The 18,136-nt window shown below is 48.8% G+C and carries 20 protein-coding genes; 19 read left to right on the top strand and 1 reads right to left on the bottom strand.

Annotated elements, in window-relative coordinates; all coding sequences use genetic code 11:
* Window positions 1-11: 11 nt before the first annotated feature.
* The 4 genes from KNO71_RS00760 to KNO71_RS00745 all read left to right on the top strand — a co-directional run bounded on the left by KNO71_RS00760 (window position 12) and on the right by KNO71_RS00745 (window position 3,152).
* Entirely contained in the window at window positions 12-821 is an 810-nt protein-coding gene (locus KNO71_RS00760; RefSeq protein ID WP_214684087.1) for a purine-nucleoside phosphorylase, read from the top strand.
* 28 nt (window positions 822-849) lie between these two features.
* A complete protein-coding gene (locus KNO71_RS00755) occupies window positions 850-2,151 on the top strand; it encodes a pyrimidine-nucleoside phosphorylase (RefSeq protein WP_012726500.1) in 1,302 nt (433 codons plus the stop codon).
* A 114-nt stretch (window positions 2,152-2,265) separates the two neighbouring features.
* A complete protein-coding gene (locus KNO71_RS00750) occupies window positions 2,266-2,706 on the top strand; it encodes a peptidylprolyl isomerase (RefSeq protein ID WP_012726499.1) in 441 nt (146 codons plus the stop codon).
* 89 nt (window positions 2,707-2,795) lie between these two features.
* Window positions 2,796-3,152, top strand: a complete 357-nt coding sequence (locus KNO71_RS00745; RefSeq protein WP_031423428.1) for a GCN5 family acetyltransferase — start codon at window positions 2,796-2,798, stop codon at window positions 3,150-3,152.
* A gap of 52 nt (window positions 3,153-3,204) precedes the next feature.
* Here KNO71_RS00745 and KNO71_RS00740 read toward each other — a convergent pair whose 3' ends face one another.
* The gene (locus tag KNO71_RS00740; protein WP_078147053.1) at window positions 3,205-3,687 is read right to left on the bottom strand and encodes a DUF309 domain-containing protein; all 483 of its coding nucleotides are present in this window, start codon (window positions 3,685-3,687) and stop codon (window positions 3,205-3,207) included.
* Between the two features lie 83 nt (window positions 3,688-3,770).
* On the opposite strand from KNO71_RS00740, the gene KNO71_RS00735 reads away from it, so the two are divergent.
* The 15 genes from KNO71_RS00735 to pgsA all read left to right on the top strand — a co-directional run bounded on the left by KNO71_RS00735 (window position 3,771) and on the right by pgsA (window position 18,097).
* Window positions 3,771-4,538, top strand: a complete 768-nt coding sequence (locus KNO71_RS00735; protein ID WP_078147052.1) for a segregation/condensation protein A — start codon at window positions 3,771-3,773, stop codon at window positions 4,536-4,538.
* Window positions 4,516-5,109: an SMC-Scp complex subunit ScpB gene (gene scpB / locus KNO71_RS00730; protein WP_074036818.1), complete on the top strand. Its 594-nt coding sequence runs from the start codon at window positions 4,516-4,518 to the stop codon at window positions 5,107-5,109. The genes KNO71_RS00735 and scpB overlap by 23 nt, the downstream gene beginning before the upstream one ends.
* Before the next feature lie 4 nt (window positions 5,110-5,113).
* Window positions 5,114-5,872, top strand: a complete 759-nt coding sequence (locus KNO71_RS00725; protein WP_214686905.1) for a pseudouridine synthase — start codon at window positions 5,114-5,116, stop codon at window positions 5,870-5,872.
* A gap of 136 nt (window positions 5,873-6,008) precedes the next feature.
* Window positions 6,009-6,590, top strand: a complete 582-nt coding sequence (gene resA / locus KNO71_RS00720) for a thiol-disulfide oxidoreductase ResA (protein WP_047795228.1) — start codon at window positions 6,009-6,011, stop codon at window positions 6,588-6,590.
* Between the two features lie 19 nt (window positions 6,591-6,609).
* On the top strand, window positions 6,610-8,154 hold the full coding sequence (gene resB / locus KNO71_RS00715) for a cytochrome c biogenesis protein ResB (RefSeq protein ID WP_078147051.1): 1,545 nt from the start codon (window positions 6,610-6,612) through the stop codon (window positions 8,152-8,154).
* On the top strand, window positions 8,154-9,338 hold the full coding sequence (ccsB, locus tag KNO71_RS00710) for a c-type cytochrome biogenesis protein CcsB (protein WP_031423441.1): 1,185 nt from the start codon (window positions 8,154-8,156) through the stop codon (window positions 9,336-9,338). Before resB ends, ccsB begins: the two co-directional genes overlap by 1 nt.
* 160 nt (window positions 9,339-9,498) lie before the next feature.
* Window positions 9,499-10,215 (top strand): response regulator transcription factor, encoded by a 717-nt coding sequence (locus KNO71_RS00705; protein ID WP_012726490.1) that lies wholly within the window; start codon window positions 9,499-9,501, stop codon window positions 10,213-10,215.
* Window positions 10,212-11,921 carry a HAMP domain-containing sensor histidine kinase gene (locus KNO71_RS00700; RefSeq protein WP_143180242.1) on the top strand — a complete coding sequence of 570 codons (1,710 nt, stop codon included), beginning with the start codon at window positions 10,212-10,214 and terminating at the stop codon, window positions 11,919-11,921. Before KNO71_RS00705 ends, KNO71_RS00700 begins: the two co-directional genes overlap by 4 nt.
* 49 nt (window positions 11,922-11,970) lie before the next feature.
* Window positions 11,971-12,522 (top strand): cob(I)yrinic acid a,c-diamide adenosyltransferase, encoded by a 552-nt coding sequence (locus KNO71_RS00695; protein ID WP_214684091.1) that lies wholly within the window; start codon window positions 11,971-11,973, stop codon window positions 12,520-12,522.
* A gap of 7 nt (window positions 12,523-12,529) precedes the next feature.
* The gene (gene yfmF, locus KNO71_RS00690; protein ID WP_214684093.1) at window positions 12,530-13,768 is read left to right on the top strand and encodes an EF-P 5-aminopentanol modification-associated protein YfmF; all 1,239 of its coding nucleotides are present in this window, start codon (window positions 12,530-12,532) and stop codon (window positions 13,766-13,768) included.
* Window positions 13,765-15,024 carry an EF-P 5-aminopentanol modification-associated protein YfmH gene (gene yfmH, locus KNO71_RS00685; protein ID WP_214686903.1) on the top strand — a complete coding sequence of 420 codons (1,260 nt, stop codon included), beginning with the start codon at window positions 13,765-13,767 and terminating at the stop codon, window positions 15,022-15,024. Before yfmF ends, yfmH begins: the two co-directional genes overlap by 4 nt.
* On the top strand, window positions 15,003-15,716 hold the full coding sequence (gene ymfI, locus KNO71_RS00680) for an elongation factor P 5-aminopentanone reductase (RefSeq protein WP_230872818.1): 714 nt from the start codon (window positions 15,003-15,005) through the stop codon (window positions 15,714-15,716). The genes yfmH and ymfI overlap by 22 nt, the downstream gene beginning before the upstream one ends.
* Before the next feature lie 93 nt (window positions 15,717-15,809).
* Window positions 15,810-16,586, top strand: coding sequence for a YmfK family protein (locus tag KNO71_RS00675; RefSeq protein WP_012726484.1), 777 nt, complete (start codon window positions 15,810-15,812; stop codon window positions 16,584-16,586).
* A 27-nt stretch (window positions 16,587-16,613) separates the two neighbouring features.
* A complete protein-coding gene (locus KNO71_RS00670) occupies window positions 16,614-17,486 on the top strand; it encodes a helix-turn-helix domain-containing protein (RefSeq protein WP_214686902.1) in 873 nt (290 codons plus the stop codon).
* 32 nt (window positions 17,487-17,518) lie between these two features.
* Entirely contained in the window at window positions 17,519-18,097 is a 579-nt protein-coding gene (gene pgsA, locus KNO71_RS00665; protein WP_074036832.1) for a CDP-diacylglycerol--glycerol-3-phosphate 3-phosphatidyltransferase, read from the top strand.
* Window positions 18,098-18,136: the final 39 nt, after the last annotated feature.

The following is an 18,136-nucleotide window of genomic DNA, read 5'->3' as shown; positions in this document are numbered from 1 at the left end:
AGGCAATATTCATGGTAAATTGGAACGAAACAAAAGCGTTTTTGCAGGAGCGTATGGGCGGTACACCAGAAATCGGACTCATTCTAGGTTCGGGACTTGGAGTCCTCGCGGACGAGATTGAGAACCCGGTAGCGATTCCTTATGAGGAGATTCCACACTTCCCGGTATCGACTGTCGAAGGACATGCGGGTCAACTCGTGTTCGGTGAGCTCGAAGGGAAACGAGTCGTCGCCATGCAAGGACGGTTCCACTTCTATGAAGGATACTCGATGGAACAAGTGACGTTCCCTGTACGTGTCCTTAAATTGATCGGTGTCGAGACTCTCATCGTCACAAACGCGGCAGGAGCGTGTAACGAGTCATTCAACCCAGGCGACTTGATGATCATCACAGATCATATCAACTTCTTCGGTACGAGCCCGCTCATCGGTAAGAACGCGAGTGAATTCGGAACACGTTTCCCTGACATGTCAGAAGCGTACGATAAAGAGCTCGTGAAATTGACAGAACGCGTCGCGTCAGACCTTGGACTTTCTGTACAGAAAGGGGTTTACTTCGGAAACACAGGTCCTACCTACGAAACACCGGCTGAAGTCAAAATGGCCCGTCTTCTTGGGGGAGACGTCGTCGGGATGTCGACCGTTCCAGAAGTCATCGTCGCGCGTCATTCGGATATGCGTGTCCTCGGGATTTCGTGTGTCTCGAACATGGCAGCAGGCATCTTAGAACAACCACTCAACCATGAAGAAGTCATCGAAACGACAGAGCGCGTTCGTCAAGACTTCCTCTCTCTCGTACGTGGCACGATTAAAAGCATGTAAGTAACTTAATTTTAGGAGGACGACAGTTATGCGTATGGTCGATTTGATTTTAAAGAAACGTAACGGTGGAGAATTGAACGAAGAGGAGATTCGCTTCGTTGTCGAAGGTTTCACGAACGAATCAATTCCTGACTATCAAATGTCAGCCTTATCGATGGCCATCTATTTTAACGGGATGACTGAAAACGAGACGGCTGCCTTGACGATGGAAATGGTGAAGTCGGGAGATACGATCGATCTTTCAAATATCGAAGGGAAAAAAGTCGACAAGCACTCAACGGGCGGCGTCGGTGACAAGATCAGCTTGATCGTGGCACCACTCGTTGCTTCAATCGGCATCCCTGTCGCGAAGATGAGTGGTCGCGGTCTCGGTCACACAGGTGGTACGATCGATAAGCTCGAATCATTCCCAGGGTTCAATGTAGAATTGACGGAAGAGCAGTTCACGAAACAAGTAAACGATATCAAGATGTCGATCATCGGTCAGACAGGGAACTTGACGCCTGCGGATAAGCGCTTGTACGCGCTTCGCGACGTTACGGCTACGGTTGAGTCGATTCCGCTCATCGCAAGTTCAATCATGTCGAAGAAGATTGCAGCTGGAGCGGACAGTATCGTTCTTGACGTCAAGACAGGTTCTGGTGCGTTCATGAAATCGTTTGATGATGCGAAAGCCCTCGCCGAAGAAATGGTCGCAATTGGGAAAAATGTCGGCCGTAAGACGGTCGCGGTCATCACGGATATGGACCAACCACTCGGTTTTGAAATTGGGAACGCGAACGAAGTGAAAGAAGCGATTGAAGTCCTCTCAGGTAAAGAAGTCGAAGATTTGAAAACAATCGCGCTCACGATCGCTGGACATATGGCTGTCCTCGGTGAGTTTTATCCGACGTTTGAAGAGGCGTATGCCGACCTTGAGAAGCGCATTGCCGATGGACACGCCCTCGAGGTGTTCCGCAAGTTCGTCGAAGCACAAGGTGGCGACGCATCACTCGTCGATGATGTGACGAAATTACCACAAGCTTCATATGAGACGACATTCGTCGCAAAAGAAGCAGGTTATGTCGAGTCGATCATCGCAGACGAAGTGGGTGTTGCGGCGATGCTTCTCGGTGCAGGACGCGCGACAAAAGAAGACAAAATCGATTTCGCGGCAGGCATCACGCTTGAGAAGAAAGTCGGCGACCGTGTCGAGGCAGGCGATGTGATCGCGGTACTCCGTTCGAACATCGAAGACATGTCTTCAGCCATCGAGCGTTTAGACCATGCGTATACGATCGGTGCAACGAAACCAGAGGCACGTCCACTCGTTCACGCAGTGATTCAATAAGGCAGAACGTCTGTTTCCACAAAAAAGTGGAGACAGACGTGTTTTTTTGATAAGATGGGTAATGTGAGTGTCAAACAGCAGGATACATATTATGAAAAAGGGGTTGCTTGAAACATGAAAAAAGGTTCTATGAAACTTGAAAATGGCGAAATGATTGAATTTGATTTATTCCACGGTGAAGCACCGATCACGGTCGAAAACTTCGAAAAACTTGCGAACAGTGGGTTTTACAACGGATTGACGTTCCACCGTGTCATCCCTGGTTTCGTCAGCCAAGGTGGTTGCCCACAAGGAACTGGAATGGGCGGTGCTGGCTATACGATTCCTTGTGAGACATCGACATCGTTCCCGCACAAACATGAAGCGGGTTCACTTTCAATGGCCCACGCAGGTCGTAACACAGGGTCTTCACAGTTCTTCATCGTCCATGAGCCACAACCGCATTTGGATGGTGTCCATACGGTATTCGGTAAAGTGACATCTGGTCTTGAGCATGCCGTCAAACTTCGTCAAGGTACGAAGATGGCAGAAGTGAAGGTTTGGGACGAGAATTGATTTTTGCCTGAAGGGTATGGCACAATGAACCATGTCTCTCACGTGTTCACGTCGTGAAACTTGAATGACAAAAGGTGGTGAACCCAGCGATGCTGGTCAAATATAAACGTTCTTATGAAAAGACGGCGATGGGTCTACTCGCATTCTCATGCAGTGACAAATCTCCGCTAAGCTTGCTTGAACTCGTCCGATCGTATGACGAGGAGGAGTCGAAGTTCCTCTATTTGTGGAAAGTCGGTGAAGACTTCGTTGGTATCATTGGTATGGAGCAACAAGGGACGACAATGGTCATCGACCATATCGCCTTGTCGCCATCATTCCGTGGCGAGAAACGTTCTTACGAGCTTCTAGACGAGGTGAGAAACGTCCTTCCACTTGATTTGACGCTAACCGGTACAGGCAAGACGGGCGATTTATTGGATAAATGGAATCAATTAGTCGTCTGATGACAAAAACCCCCGTAATCACGATTGTGACTGCGGGGGTTTTGCATGTACTTCAAGAAGGGCTAGCGGAATTCCTCGTTCGTTGACGATCTAAAAGTGCCAGCTCCCGTTCCGTGATGACCTCACTTCGATCACGGTGCAGATGCTTGTGGACCAATTGCTCGAACGACAGGTCCGTCGACGGGAACGTCGGTTTTAGTGATTCGACCGTGTCACGAACATCCTGTTGTAATGGGAGCTTCGTGTGTAACGGCCATTCATCAAGTTGTGCGACGAAGGAGTCGACGTCAAGACCGAGCTCATTTAAATAAGGAGAAGCGATGTCAATCTTTCGACGTAAGAGTCGCAAGCTCTTTTTTGCGCCGACCAAATTGTCGCGCCGGAGGTGATAGTGGATGACAGCATATTGGATGAGCGCTGCATAGCCGTGGTGACGGCGTCCGTCTGCCTGCCACGCCTCTTCTAATACCTCATGACATTCGAAATAATCGGCATGACATTCAAAAAGCAACGTATAATGAATAAAAGGGGTCATGAATCAATTTTCTCCTTTCGTGTCCACGGTGTTATAAAACATGTTATACTAAAGCGCAAAAATGTAAAATGGCAGGTGTCTCTATGGAAGCCTATAACGTTAAAATTGATACGTTCGAAGGTCCACTCGACCTGTTGCTCCATTTGATTGGAAAAATGGAGATTGATATCGTCGACATTTCCGTGGCAGAAGTCACTGACCAGTATGTCGGCTATATTCGCACGATGCAAAAATTTGAACTCGATGTGGCCAGTGAATACTTGGTCATGGCGGCGACGTTGCTCCAATTGAAGAGCAAACAATTGTTACCGCCAGTTTCGGTCGAGGATGAAGAGGTTCCAGACTTCAGTGAGGAACCGACGCGTGAAGGTCTCATTCGTCAATTGATTGAATACAAAGCATATAAAGAAGCGGTCGTCTTCATGCGTGAACAAGAAGAACACCGGCTTGAATTGTATACGCGACCGGGTGAAGATTTGACGACTTATATGTCTGAAGAGGTGTCTAAGTATGACGGACCACTTAACTTCTCGGATCTTCTCCACGCCTATTCGAAGATGATTGAACGGAAACGTTGGAAAGAACGACGCAAAAAAACGATCAAGCGGGAAGAGCGTACGCTTGAAGAGCAGATGACGCGTCTTCATGAACACGTATCGTCGACGAGACAAACGTCGTTTTTCGCCTTTTTTGTTGAGCAACCGAACGTCTCGGATCTCGTCGTGACGTTTATGGCGCTTCTTGAGCTGATCAAGCTACGGGTCGTCGTAACAAAACAACTCGACCAAGATATTCAAATCTCATTCATTGAAGCATCAAAGAAAGGGGATGAAGCGGTTGCTGTCTTATGAGACGATTATTGAAGGATTGCTGTTCGTCGTCGGTGATGAAGGGATGGAAGTACGAGCGCTTGCCGAGACGCTCGATATCTCAGAAGCTGCGGCACGAGAACAGCTCAGTAAGCTAGAGACATCGTTCAAGTCATCGAATCGACCGTTTCAGCTCATGGAATCGGCAGGTGTCTACAAGCTCGTGACCGTTCCGGACGTCTCTCCGTACATTCAAAAATATGTCGGGACGATGGCTGAGCAGGCGCTCTCACGTGCAGCGATGGAGACGCTAGTTATCATCGCCTACAAACAGCCGGTCACACGAGCGGATATCGAAGAGATTCGCGGAGTCAAAGTCGAACGGGTCATCCATACGTTGTTATCGAAAGGATTGATCGAATCGGCTGGTCGTGCGAAGACGATTGGTCGTGCCAAGCTGTATCGTACGACAGAGCACTTCCTCGACCATTTCGGGTTCAACTCGCTCGAAGAATTGCCACCATTAACATTTGAGGATGAACTGACAGACGAAGGCGATTTGTTCTTCGGTCAGGAATCACCGAAGCAAGAAGAGAGATTGGAGAAGGATTAATCATATGGAACGTTTGCAAAAAGTAATCGCACAAGCGGGGGTCGCCTCGCGTCGGAAAGCGGAAGAAATGATTTTGGATGGTCGCGTCCGCGTGAACGGAAAAGTCGTCCGTGAACTCGGGACGAAAGTTGGACCGAAGTCAGAGATTGAAGTCGATGGCGTCAAAATCGAACAAGAAGAGCACGTCTACTATTTGCTTTATAAACCGAGTGGCTACGTATCGACGGTCGATGACGACAAAGGTCGTAAAGTCATCACAGACCTCGTCCCACCAGGAGCACGGGTATTCCCGGTCGGTCGTCTTGACTACAACACGACGGGGCTCATCATCTTGACGAACGATGGCGAGTTCTCGAACATGATGACACACCCGAAATATAAAATTCAAAAGCGCTATGTGGCAAAAGTGAAGAATATCCCATCTTACTTGGCCATCAAACAGCTTGAGTCTGGTGTCGAACTCGATGACGGATTTAAAACGGGAAGTGCGAAAGTGAACATGAAGTCTGTAGACCAGAAGAAGAACACAGCCATCCTCGAAATCGTCATCTCGGAAGGTCACAATCGTCAAATCCGTCGGATGGTGGAAGCCATTGGTTCAGAGGTCATCAAACTGAAGCGTGAACAGTTCGGTTTCTTGACGCTCGACGGTCTGAACACGGGCGACTGGCGTGAACTTTCACACAAAGAAATCAGTAAGCTTCGTGAACTTGCGAACCCTACCGTTCCACCCAAACCACGAGGCAAAAAGAAGAAAAAATAACAACAAAAAATCGTCCTGAAATAGGATGATTTTTTTGATTGTGTAGATTGTGTGACAAAAAAATGAAAAAAGTCTGTTAATGTGCGTTTTTAATGTTTTTTCAGTACAATAGCAACTGAAGGATGGTGTGAAAACGATGACAAAAGATCAACAAAAAGACGACCGGATGGAACAAGCGGTCGCAAAAAAGAAAAAGAGGTCATTTTGGCGGATGATGATTATGACGGTCGTTCTCTTCGCGGGAGCGGTTACGATCATGCAAACATTCGACCAAGCGGGTAACGATGGACGTATCGAGGCGGGCGACGAGGCACCGAACTTCAAGCTCGTCACACTCGACGGTTCGACCTTGTATGAGCGAGACAACTACGAAGGGAAAGGGATGCTCTTGAACTTCTGGGGTACGTTCTGTGAACCGTGTAAGAAAGAGATGCCGGTCGTACAAGAAAACTATGCGACACTTCAAGACATGGGTGTCGATTTTTGGGCCGTGAACGTCGGAGAGACACCGCTTCGTGTCGATAATTTCATCAACGACCTTGGTGTCGGGCTCGACTATCCGATTTTGATGGATACCCAGAGCGAAGTCGAAGGAGCGTATGGCATTTATAACCTACCCGTCACATTCGTCATCGATGGTGAAGGGAACGTAATTGAAAAGTATGAAGGTGAACTCACGAAAGAGAAATTGATGGAGCTAGCCGAGAAGTCATTGTAAGCGAACGGGGGACGCACAGATGCTAGATATGAAATACGAAGGCGCTGATTTACGGTCGAAGCGTCGTCCGAAATCGATCATTGACCGTGTGTGGAACTTCTTTGCATCGGTCAAAGTGGGTTTGTGGTTAATTGCATTGATTATTGTCGGTTCGGCAATCGGAACAATCTTTCCTCAAGAGATGTACATCCCACAACAATTACCGCCTGAACAATATTATATGGAGGAGTATGGAACACCGGGTTCTATTTATTACGCCCTCGGATTCCATAACCTATACACATCGTGGTGGTACATCGGTCTGATTGTCATGTTGACGCTCTCACTCGTCGTCGTGTCGATTGACCGTGGGGTTCCGCTCTATAAGGCGCTTAAAAAACAACCGGTCAGACGGACAGAACGTTTTATGAAGGGGCAACGTCTCTTCGGACAAGGTGATGGGACGGAGGCTCAAATTGACGAGATCGCAGTCGCACTTAAAAAGAAACGATATACCGTCAAACGGGACGGCGATGCTCTGTTAGCAGAGAAACACCGGTTTGGTCGTTGGGGTCCGTACGTCAACCACCTCGGACTTGTCATCTTCTTCCTAGGGGCGATGCTGCGAGTGTTCCCTGCATTCCATACGGATACGCTCGAATGGGTGCGTGAAGGCGAAACGGTGTCGCTAGAGGCGACTAACGGCGAGTACTACTTAAGGAACGACCAGTTCATTCTTGAAATGTACGACCCTGAGAACAATGAAGAGGACGCGAAGTTCGCGGCCGCCATTGAAAAAGCAGGAGCCGTCCCTAAAAATTATGAGACAGAGTTGACGTTATTCAAAAAGACGGGAACGAACGAGGACGGATCGCCGCAACTCGAACAAGTCGATGTCGGTTCGACGAAAGTCAACCACCCGTTTAAGTTCGATAAATTTGAAGTGTATCAGGAACAATATTCAAGTCGTCCAGAGTTCTTATCGATGTCGTTCATGTTGGCAGATAAAGAAACCGGCGACGAATATGGTCCGTTCAAAGTTGATTTGGAGAATCCGGAGAAGTCTTATGAGCTCGATGGGGTCACCGTCACGTTAAAAGATTTGTATCCAGACTTTGAAGTGAAAGATGGACAACCGAATACGAAATCACCACGTGCACTGAATCCGGCCTTCTTCTTCAACGTTGAATCACCTGAAGGAGAAACGGAGTCGAATTTGATCGGCATTCGTCTGAATGTCGCTGATGAAGAGAACCGCTACGATGTCCAGTTTGCAGGTACAGAGATGGCGAGCACGAGTGGTTTACGTGTGAAGAGTGACTCCACCTATCCGATTTTGATCGTCGGTGCCACGATCTTTATGATCGGTATTGCGATGGGCATGTACTGGCCACACCGTCGCGTTTGGATCCGTCGTCATGAAGAGGGCGTGCTTGTCGCCGGTTTTACGAATAAAAACCCGTCCTCGCTCCGTCGTGAAGTGTCGCCGCTATTAGAACAAACTGGCTTACCGATGTGGGAAGACCAGGCGAGATTCACAGAGAAGTCGGAGAACGAGTCAACAGATGAAAGAGGGGAATCTTGATGGAATGGATTGAATGGAGCAGCCGAATGCTGTTTATCGCGTTCTTCCTGTACGCAATCTCGACGGTTCTCTTTACGATTGCCGTCAGTGGTATGCGTAAAGATCGAAACGTCAACCGTGTTGCCTATGGGAAATACGCCTTTATCTTGGCAATCATCGGCTTTGTCGCTCAAATGACATATTTCTTTATGCGCTGGGCAGGTGTCGGCTATGCGCCGGTATCAAACTTGTACGAATATACGACGTTCTTCGGTATGATGATGGTACTTGGGTTCCTCGTCGTATATGGAATTTATAAAAATGATGTACTCGGCTTGTTCGCGATGCCGGTGGCGTTACTCGTCATCGCCTTCGCGTCAATGTTCTCGAGTGAGGTCGCACCGCTCATCCCGGCACTCAACAGTGTATGGCTGAAAATTCACGTTACGACGGCTGCGCTCGGACAAGGGATTTTGGCAATCAGTTTTGCATCGGGCCTCATTTTCTTATTGAACGAAACATCGATGAAAGAACAGTCTAAGTCACGGACGTGGCTCGAAGTGACGATGTTTGTCCTCATGTGCACGCTCGGCTTCATCATCGTCTCGATGTTATTCAAGGGGATTGGTGCCGGAGGTGTCGTCGAGTTCACGAACGACCGCGGTCAAGCAGAGACGTATGAATATTTCATGCCGATCTTGTTCGTCCCAGAAGGGGCACAACTCGTGTCTGGCGCGAGTGGCTTGTCACTCGAACTCCCGAACTGGATCAATACACTCAAGTTGAACACGCTCATCTGGTCGGTCATCGGCGGAATTGTGATTTACGTGTTGCTCCGTTTTGTCATCTTGCGCAAACGTGTCGCTGAAGCGCTTCAACCCCTTGCGAAAAAAGTCGACCTCGACCTCGCTGATGAAATCAGCTATCGCTCGGTCGCGATTGGATTACCGGTCTTTATCCTGGGTGGTCTGATCTTTGCGATGATTTGGGCACAGATTGCCTGGAACCGTTTCTGGGGATGGGACCCGAAAGAAGTTTGGGCCCTCATCACGATGTTGATTTATATCTATTACTTGCATATGCGCATTCAGCGTGGCTGGACAGGAACGAAAGCGGCCTGGTTATGTGTCGGTGGATTTGCCATCATCATGTTCAATCTCGTCTTCGTCAACCTGGTCATCGCCGGTCTGCATTCATATGCCTGACGTAAAAGAAGTCACAATTGTGACTTCTTTTTCATTTGGTCCATCAAATCATCGTTGTGAAGCGAAATAATAGAGTGGTATAGTTATGGCAGAGAGTGGAATGTTCACAATTGTGCAACATTCGCTACAACTCGTAATGGGTCTTAGGAGGGTTTTAGGTATGGCTGAGAAAACGAAGATTTTAGTAGTCGACGACGAGGAGAGAATTCGCCGACTTTTGAAAATGTACTTAGAACGTGAACAGTATGTGATTGAAGAAGCGGTCAATGGCGAAGAGGCGCTCGCGCTTGCCCTTGAAAACGAATACGACGTGATCTTGCTTGATTTGATGATGCCAAAGATGGATGGGGTTGAAGTATGTACAGAACTCCGGAAGACGAAAGCGACTCCGGTCATCATGCTCACGGCGAAAGGTGAAGAAATCGACCGTGTCCAAGGGTTCGAAGTCGGGGCGGATGATTATATCGTCAAGCCGTTCAGTCCGCGTGAAGTCGTGCTCCGCGTCAAAGCATTGCTTCGCCGCTCTGGTTCGACGAAGTTCATGCACACGAGTGAGAAGTCGAAGGATTTGATCGTCTTCCCACATCTGACAATCGATAATGATGCACACCGCGTCACGGTGGACGGCGAGGAAATCGCCCTCACACCAAAAGAATATGAGTTATTGTTCTTCCTCGCAAAACAGGTGGATAAAGTCTTTTCACGAGAGCAGTTGTTAAAAGAAGTATGGAACTACGAATTTTTCGGAGACCTTCGGACCGTCGATACGCATGTGAAACGTCTTCGTGAGAAATTGAATCGTGTCTCACCGGACGCGGCGCATATGATCACGACCGTATGGGGTGTCGGGTACAAGTTCGAAGCTGCCAGTGAATGATGATTCGTCGAAACAGCATCGTCACGAAACTGTGGCTGACGATTCTCGTTTTGGTCAGTGTCATCTTATTCATCGTCTCGGTGTTGATGCTTGAATTTTTTAATTCCTTTCATATCGACCAGGAACGAGGCCATCTTGCCAAGCTCGGTGGACAGGTCCAATCGGTTTTGTTGAATGAAGGTGACACGTCCCAGACGATTGATCAAATCATCGAAGTGTACGGGGCTAACTATATCTTAGAGAACGGGACGACCCGATCGAATTTTGGAAATCAAGTGGATGGCTTGATGGTAGAACTTGAACGACAGGATTGGGAAACTTATCAGGCGGTCGGTGAGACGGCCATCGGGAATTTCTCATCTTTTGACGACCAGGCCGCGCTAGCGTATCGGACGACCTTCTCCTTATCGACAGGACAGTATACGCTCTACCTGCTCGAACCGCTCGATGCGATCTCGAGTGCGAACGCGGGAGCACGGACCATCATTCTTTGGACCGTCGCTTCGGCCATCATCGTCACGACAGTCTTCGCTTTCTTCTTGTCGACACGAATCACGGCACCGCTCCGAGCGATGCGGGATGCAGTCAATAAGACGGGAGAGGGGCAATTTGATTTACGTTTGGAGACGAAGACACGGGATGAGATTGGCGAACTCGCTGCTTCTTTCAACGCAATGAGCAGTCAGCTTTCGAAATATGTGAATGCCCTTGACCGGGAACGGCTGCAACTTGCGTCGATTCTTCGTTCGATGGCAGACGGTGTCATCACACTCGATCGTCATGCAAACGTGATTGTCACGAACCCGCAAGCGAGTCCATTACTTCAAGATGGGCAACCACATGAAGTCGTATTGTCTCTTTATGAGGAAGTGATGGAGGGGACGTCTGAAAAGACGATCGAAGTGAAACAGGATGAGCGGTACTATACACTGACAGTCACACCACTCGTCGGAGAAGACGATTTCGAGGGTGCTGTCGTTGTTATCCGGGATACGTCAGAAAGTCATCGACTCGATAAGATGCGGACCGATTTTGTGGCGAACATTAGCCATGAACTCCGGACACCGCTCGTGACGCTTCAAGGGTATTCAGAGGCAATCATCGATGGCATCACTGAGAGTGACGAGGCGACGAAAGAGTTCGCCTCTATCATCTACGATGAATCGCTCCGCTTGGCAAGACTCGTCAATGATTTGTTGGATTTGGCACGCATCGAATCGGGTAAAGAGACGATGCATTTCACTTCGTTTGATATCGGTGATTTCTTGCCCCGAGTCATGCGAAAGTTCAATCAGATGGCATCTGAAAAAGAGATTCGTTTACAGACCGACGCCCCGCACCGTCTCATCGAGGCGGATGGCGATCGTCTCGAGCAAGTGTTCACCAACTTGATTGGCAATGCTATCGCGCATACCGATTCTGGAGAAATTCGGATTGAGGCCACAGAAGAGACGGACGGGCTACGGATTCAGTTGACGGATACAGGTCACGGAATTCCAAAAGAGGATTTGCCGTTCGTTTTCGAGCGATTCTATAAAGCCGATAAAGCCCGGACCAGTGGTTCGAAGACAGGGACAGGCATCGGACTCGCGATCGTGAAGAATGTGGTCGATGCCCATCACGGAAAAGTGAGCGTATCGAGTACACTCGGGGTCGGAACCACCTTCGAGATTTACTTACCATTTGAACAACCACACAACTCGTAATGGTGACTCGCTTGAGTCACCATTTGTGGCATTTTAAGGGGGGAGTCGAATGAAACGTTATACACGAACGGGCGACAAGGGTGAAACATCATTAATCGGTAGTCGTGTCGAGAAATCCCATCCTCAGATTGAAGCGATGGGTCATCTCGATGAGTTGAATAGTCAGATTGGACTCGCCATCGCGCATCAAGAGGATGAGACGCTCCGAATACAGCTGACGAAGATTCAGCACGACTTGTTCGACCTCGGATCGGAGCTGATGTATGCTGAGGCACCGCCAAAAATGGTCGATTTGTCGATCGTGACGGAACTAGAACGATGGATGGATGAGTGGGAGGAGTCCTGTCCGGAACTTGTGCGCTTCATCCTTCCTGGCGGCAGCGTTGCCGCAGCTAGCTTACATGTGGCTCGTACCGTTTGTCGACGGGTCGAGCGTGACTTAGCGGCTCTCGGAGTCGCCGACCGGCAATTGCCTTACTTTAACCGCTTGAGTGATTATTTATTTACGGTTGCCCGTTACGCGAACGTCGTGGCAGGGGTGCCGGATCAAGAATATGCGCGCGGCGCTGCCGTGTTTCAACCAAAACGAAAAAAGGAGTGATCGGCAGATGAAAGGTATCGTTCAGTTCCAACATCAATTGCACTACTCGGTCTATCCGACCAAGAAATTTAAAACGACGACTTGTCTCGTGTCATTCGCCGCTCCATTATCGGCGGAGACGGTCGCAGATCGGGCATTGCTCCCGTTCATTATGGAGAAATCGACGGCGACGTATCCGTCCATTGAGTTATTTCACACACCGCTAGAGGAGTTGTATGACACAAACTTATATGCTGGTGCATCCAAAATCGGAAAGGAGCATGTCATCCAATTCCAACTCGAAGTCGTCAACGATCATCTTGTCGGGGAAGACGTATTGAGTCAAGCAATCGAGTTGCTCGAAGACGTTCTCCTTCGTCCGAACGCATACGATGGGGCGTTCCAACCACTCATCGTCGAGCAGGAACGTCGATTGCAACGTCAGCGTATCGAATCGGTCTATGATGACAAAATGCGTTTCGCTCAACAGCGTCTCCAAGAAATGCTCGGAGGAGAACTTGCGATTCCGTCACTCGGAACGCTCGAGCAACTCGACCATGTCACACCGAAATCATTGTACGAGGCATATCAATCGATGATTCAACATGACCGTGTCGACATCTATGTCGTCGGGGATGTCAATCGTGAGCAAGTCGAACACGCTTTCAATCCATTGGAATCTCTTGGGACACGTCGACCACGCCTGTTACCAGAAGCGAGTCGAGGAGAGTTCAAGCGTTTGGAAGAACATCAAGACATTAAACAAAGCAAGCTCCATCTCGCCTATTCGCTTGATGTCGACCCACGAACGGAAGCGGCGATTCGCATGCAGGTCGTGAATGGACTGTTCGGTGGATTCCCTCACTCGAAGCTGTTCATGAACGTGCGTGAAAAGGAGAGCTTGGCGTACTATGCCGCCTCACAATATAGTTCCCTCAGTCGGAAGTTGTTCGTCTATGCCGGTATCGATGCGTCGAACCAACAAAAGACCGAACAGATCATCGAAGAGCAATTGAACGCTTTACAAGCGGGCGAGTTTGAGGATGAGACGTTGCAACAGACGAAAGAGTTGTTGTTCCATCAACGTCGTCAACTTGGAGACAGTCCACGTCAATTGATTGCTTGGATGAGTGGGGCAGACGTTCGTCCGTTCTCGTTAGACGAAGAGATGACGATCATTGAGAACACGACGCGAGATCATGTCGTCGCGCTTGCGAAAGAAATGGTACTCGAAGCGGTTTATTGCTTGAAAGGAGGAGAAGCATGAAACTAGACTTTCCTAACGTCGGAGAGACGTTACATCATCACGTTCTCGACAATGGCCTCTCCGTTTACTTATTGAAAAAGACTGGATATGAAAAAACATTCGCGACGTTCACGACTAAATATGGATCGATTGACCGACGCTTCAAACTAGAAGACTGGGTCGAGGTTCCCGATGGTATCGCGCATTTCTTAGAACATAAGATGTTCGAAAAAGAAGATGGTGACGTCTTCCAACAATTTGGTCGTCAAGGAGCGTCAGCGAACGCTTTCACGTCATTCACACGGACTGCTTATTTGTTCGGTGCCACGTCCAAGATTTCAGAAAACGTACAAACGCTGCTCGATTTCGTCCAGACCCCTTATTTCACGAAAGAGTCGGTCGAGAAAGAGAAAGGGATCATCGGTCAAGAGATTCAAATGTACCAAGACAATCCGGGGTGGCGCTTGTATTTTGGTTTAATTGAGGCGATGTACGAGACACATCCCGTCAAGATTGATATCGCGGGTACAATCGAATCGATTTCAAAGATCACGGCGGAAGACTTGTACACCTGTCATCAAGCGTTCTATCATCCGAGCAACATGGTATTGTTCGTCGTCGGGAATATCGAACCGGATGAGATGTTTGCCTTGATTCGAGATAATCAAGCAGCTAAATCTTTTGAGACACCACGATTGAGTGCTCGTGAGACAGTAGATGAACCGACCACGGTTCGTCTGTCAGAACGGGTCATCGAGATGGACGTCTCTGTACCGAAAGTCATGATTGGGTATAAGGATGTACCACAAGCTGGGGAAGCAGGTCTGAAGCAAGAATTGACAGTAGAATTGCTCATGCATGCGCTCTTCGACACGACAGCTCCTCTTTATACAGAACTTTATGCTGAAGGATTGATTGACGATGCCTTCTCGTTTGACTATACGTCAGAGGAGACGTTCGCTTTTGCCGCCTTGTCGATGGAGACGTCGGAAGTAAATGCGTTTGTCGGCCGTGTGACGGAGGCGTTAGAACGTCCACTTCAGTTGAGTCAAGAGACGCTCGACCGGAAGAAACGCATGATGCAAGGGCAGTTCTTGAAAGCATTGAACTCACCTGAGTTCATCGCAAATCAGTTCTCTCGATATGCACTCAATGATGGGAATTTGTTTGAAATCCCGACTTTGATTGATGCCATCACACTTGACGAACTATACGAAGCATACGAGCGCTTGTTCCGCCATGAACAACGAACGGTATGCATCGTCAAAAAACCATGAAGACATTGATTGTTGGAGCGAGCGGTACCATCGGACGTGCCGTCTCGCTCGCTTTTCGTGAAGATGAACTGATTTTGCATGCGAACGAAGGTAGTGAAAGACTCCGTCATTTGATAGATGAAGAGAATCTTTCGGCAGAAATTCTCCCTTGTGACCTAACAGACCGTGACGCTGTTGAGTCATGGGTACAGGATATGCTGGACATCGACCGAATTGTATATGTGGCCGGACATGCGCTCCATGGTCTCGTCGTCGACCAGTCGATGGATGAGCTCGACCGGCTGTACGATGTTCATGTTCGGGCAATGATCCGACTCATCCAGTCCGTCGTAGCAAGGAAGCCTTACGATCATCACGTGGATATCGTGATCGTCTCGAGTGTATGGGGAGAGGTCGGTGCGGCGGCTGAGGTGTTTTATTCAACCGTCAAAGCGGCACAGCTCGGCTTCGTCAAGGCGTTCGCACGAGAAGCCGGCCCGTTCAATGTTCGAGTCAATGCGGTGACACCGGGGTGGATTGATACGCCAATGAATGATACGGTAGAAGAGTCGAAACAATCCGTGATCGATGACATTCCACTTGGACGTCTCGGTGCGGCAGAGGACGTGGCCAACACGATCCGTTTCTTGTGTTCACCGGACGCCTCGTATATGACGGGCACGGTGATACGCGTCGACGGCGGTTGGCAATGATCCGATCCATGTAAATAAACCTGTTCTTTTCAATTCTTCTAAAATAATTTAAAATAGGCAAGGTAGCGAACTCGCTCGAAAGGATGGTTGGGGATGGAACATAAATTCGAAGAGTGGTATCTCGAATATGAATTGTGTCAGAATCGACCGGGTATCCTCGGAGACATCGCATCTCTCATGGGGATGCTTCAAATCTCCATCGTCACCATCAATGGGGTCGATTTGCAGCGACGGGGAATGTTGCTCAAAGCACCTGCCGCCGATCATGTGCATCGACTCGAGCATATTTTAAAGCGGATGGAAGCTATTGCCGTCATCAAATTGCGCCGTCCGAAGTTACGAGACCGGATTGCAATCCGTCACGGTCGTTATATCGACCATGATAGTGATGACAAAAAAACGTTTCGCTTCGTCCGTGAAGATTTGGGCATTCTCGTCGATTTCGTTGCGGAACTGATGAAGGAAGAACGCCATTTGTTAATCGGTGTTCGTGGAAATCCACGCGTCGGAAAGACGGAGTCCATCGTAGCAGCTAGTGTGTGTGCGAACAAACGATGGTTGTTTCTTTCCTCGACACTGATGAAACAGACCGTTCGGACCTCATTATTTGAAGAGGAACGGGAAGGCGATCACGTATACATAATTGATGGTGCCGTCTCTACCCGAACGATGGATGAACGACATCGCCAGCTCATTCGTGAAGTCATGCGGTTGCCGGCCGTGAAAGTCATCGAACACCCTGACCTGTACGTCCGAAACACCGATTGCGTGTATGAAGACTTTGATTATATTATTGAATTGAGAAACAATCCGGATGAGACGATCATCATCCCACAAGAAACGCATCGTGAGTCAGAATGGTTTGAATAATTATGTGAATGGAAGGTGTGGACCCCTGTGACAGAACTAGGGACTTTTTTGAAACAAAAGCGTGAGGAGAGCGGATTGACGCTCGACCAAATCCAGCAGACGACGAAGATTCAAAAGCGCTATATCATCGCAATCGAGGAAGGTGATTACAAAAATCTCCCTGGCTCTTTTTATGCACGGGCGTTCATTAAGACGTATGCGGAGTCGCTCGGCCTTGATGTGGATGAATTATACGAGACATATGCAAAAGATTTACCGGTCATCGAGGCACAGCCGTCTGTTCAACTCTCTCGGAAGAAAACGTATTCGAAGGCTTCCGAGTCGACAAGTCGGGTCTCGAGATGGGTTCCGAAAGTTCTCCTCGTTCTCACGGTCTTCTTGCTCATCACCGCGATTTATTTCGCAGTGAGAAGCATCGACTTCGGTGGTCAGGATGCAAGTCCTACCGAACCGCCAAGTTCTGGTGTCACAGTCGACCAGAATGAGGATGTCCCGGCTGATGAACCGGTCGAGGAGGAACCGACTGAAGAGGAGCCGACCGAAGAAGAACCGCCAGCGGAATCTGGTCCGATTGCGGTGAAGGAGTCGAATGGGGCAGATATCACTTATGAACTCGCGACGAACGAGAAACTGTCGACCGAGATTTATGTGAAGGAGTCACCTGCCTCTTACGTGGGTGTTCGTGATACGTCGTTAGAAGGAGCCTTTCTCGCACCGGAGTATCCGAACCAGTCGAAACAGAATCCGATTGTCATTGAAGATGCCGAGACGGACACATTGCGTATTCGAATCGGACTCATCGCAGGCGTTGAGAAAATCGTCGTCAACGGTCGTGAGCTCGAGCTTCAAGAGTCTCCGGTCACACAAAATATTTTTGTAAAGAGAGTCGACGCCGAATAAGTCGACTCTCCTTCTAAGAGGAGGCGTTCTATATGAACCTACCTAACCGATTGACGATGCTACGCGTGGTCTTGATCCCCGTATTCGTCGTCTTACTCGCTGTTGATTTTGATTGGGGAAACATCGCTTTTTTAGGCGCTGATATCCCGATGCACCAATTTATCGCTGGTGTGATTTTTACGATTGCGGCCATTACAGACTGGTTAGACGGACATTTGGCTCGTAAGCATAACTTAGTCACGAACTTTGGTAAATTTATGGACCCGCTCGCAGATAAACTGCTCGTCACGGCGGCCCTTGTGTTGCTCGTTGAGATGGATCTCGTCGCGGCGTGGGTCGTCGTCGTGATTCTATCACGTGAATTTGCGGTTACAGGCTTACGTCTCGTCGCTGCCGATGAAGGGATTGTCGTCGCGGCCGGGAAATCTGGAAAAGCGAAGACGTGGGTGCAGCTCTTTGCCATCATTTTCTTACTGTTCGGTAACCCGATCTTTAGCTATGTCGGGATCCCGTTTGGCGAATGGGCGATGTGGTTGGCGCTCGTACTTACAATTTACTCAGGTGCCGAATATTTCGCACAAAACTATAAGATTATTGTGAAGTCGATGTAAGTCGACAGAGACGAGTTGGTTGATCTAGCTCGTCTTTTT

The sequence above is a fragment of the Exiguobacterium sp. s163 genome (assembly GCF_018617135.1).
Taxonomy (GTDB): Bacteria; Bacillota; Bacilli; order Exiguobacteriales; family Exiguobacteriaceae; genus Exiguobacterium; species Exiguobacterium profundum.
Note: the sequence above shows the minus strand (reverse complement) of the source record. Positions and strands in the feature narration are given on the sequence as shown.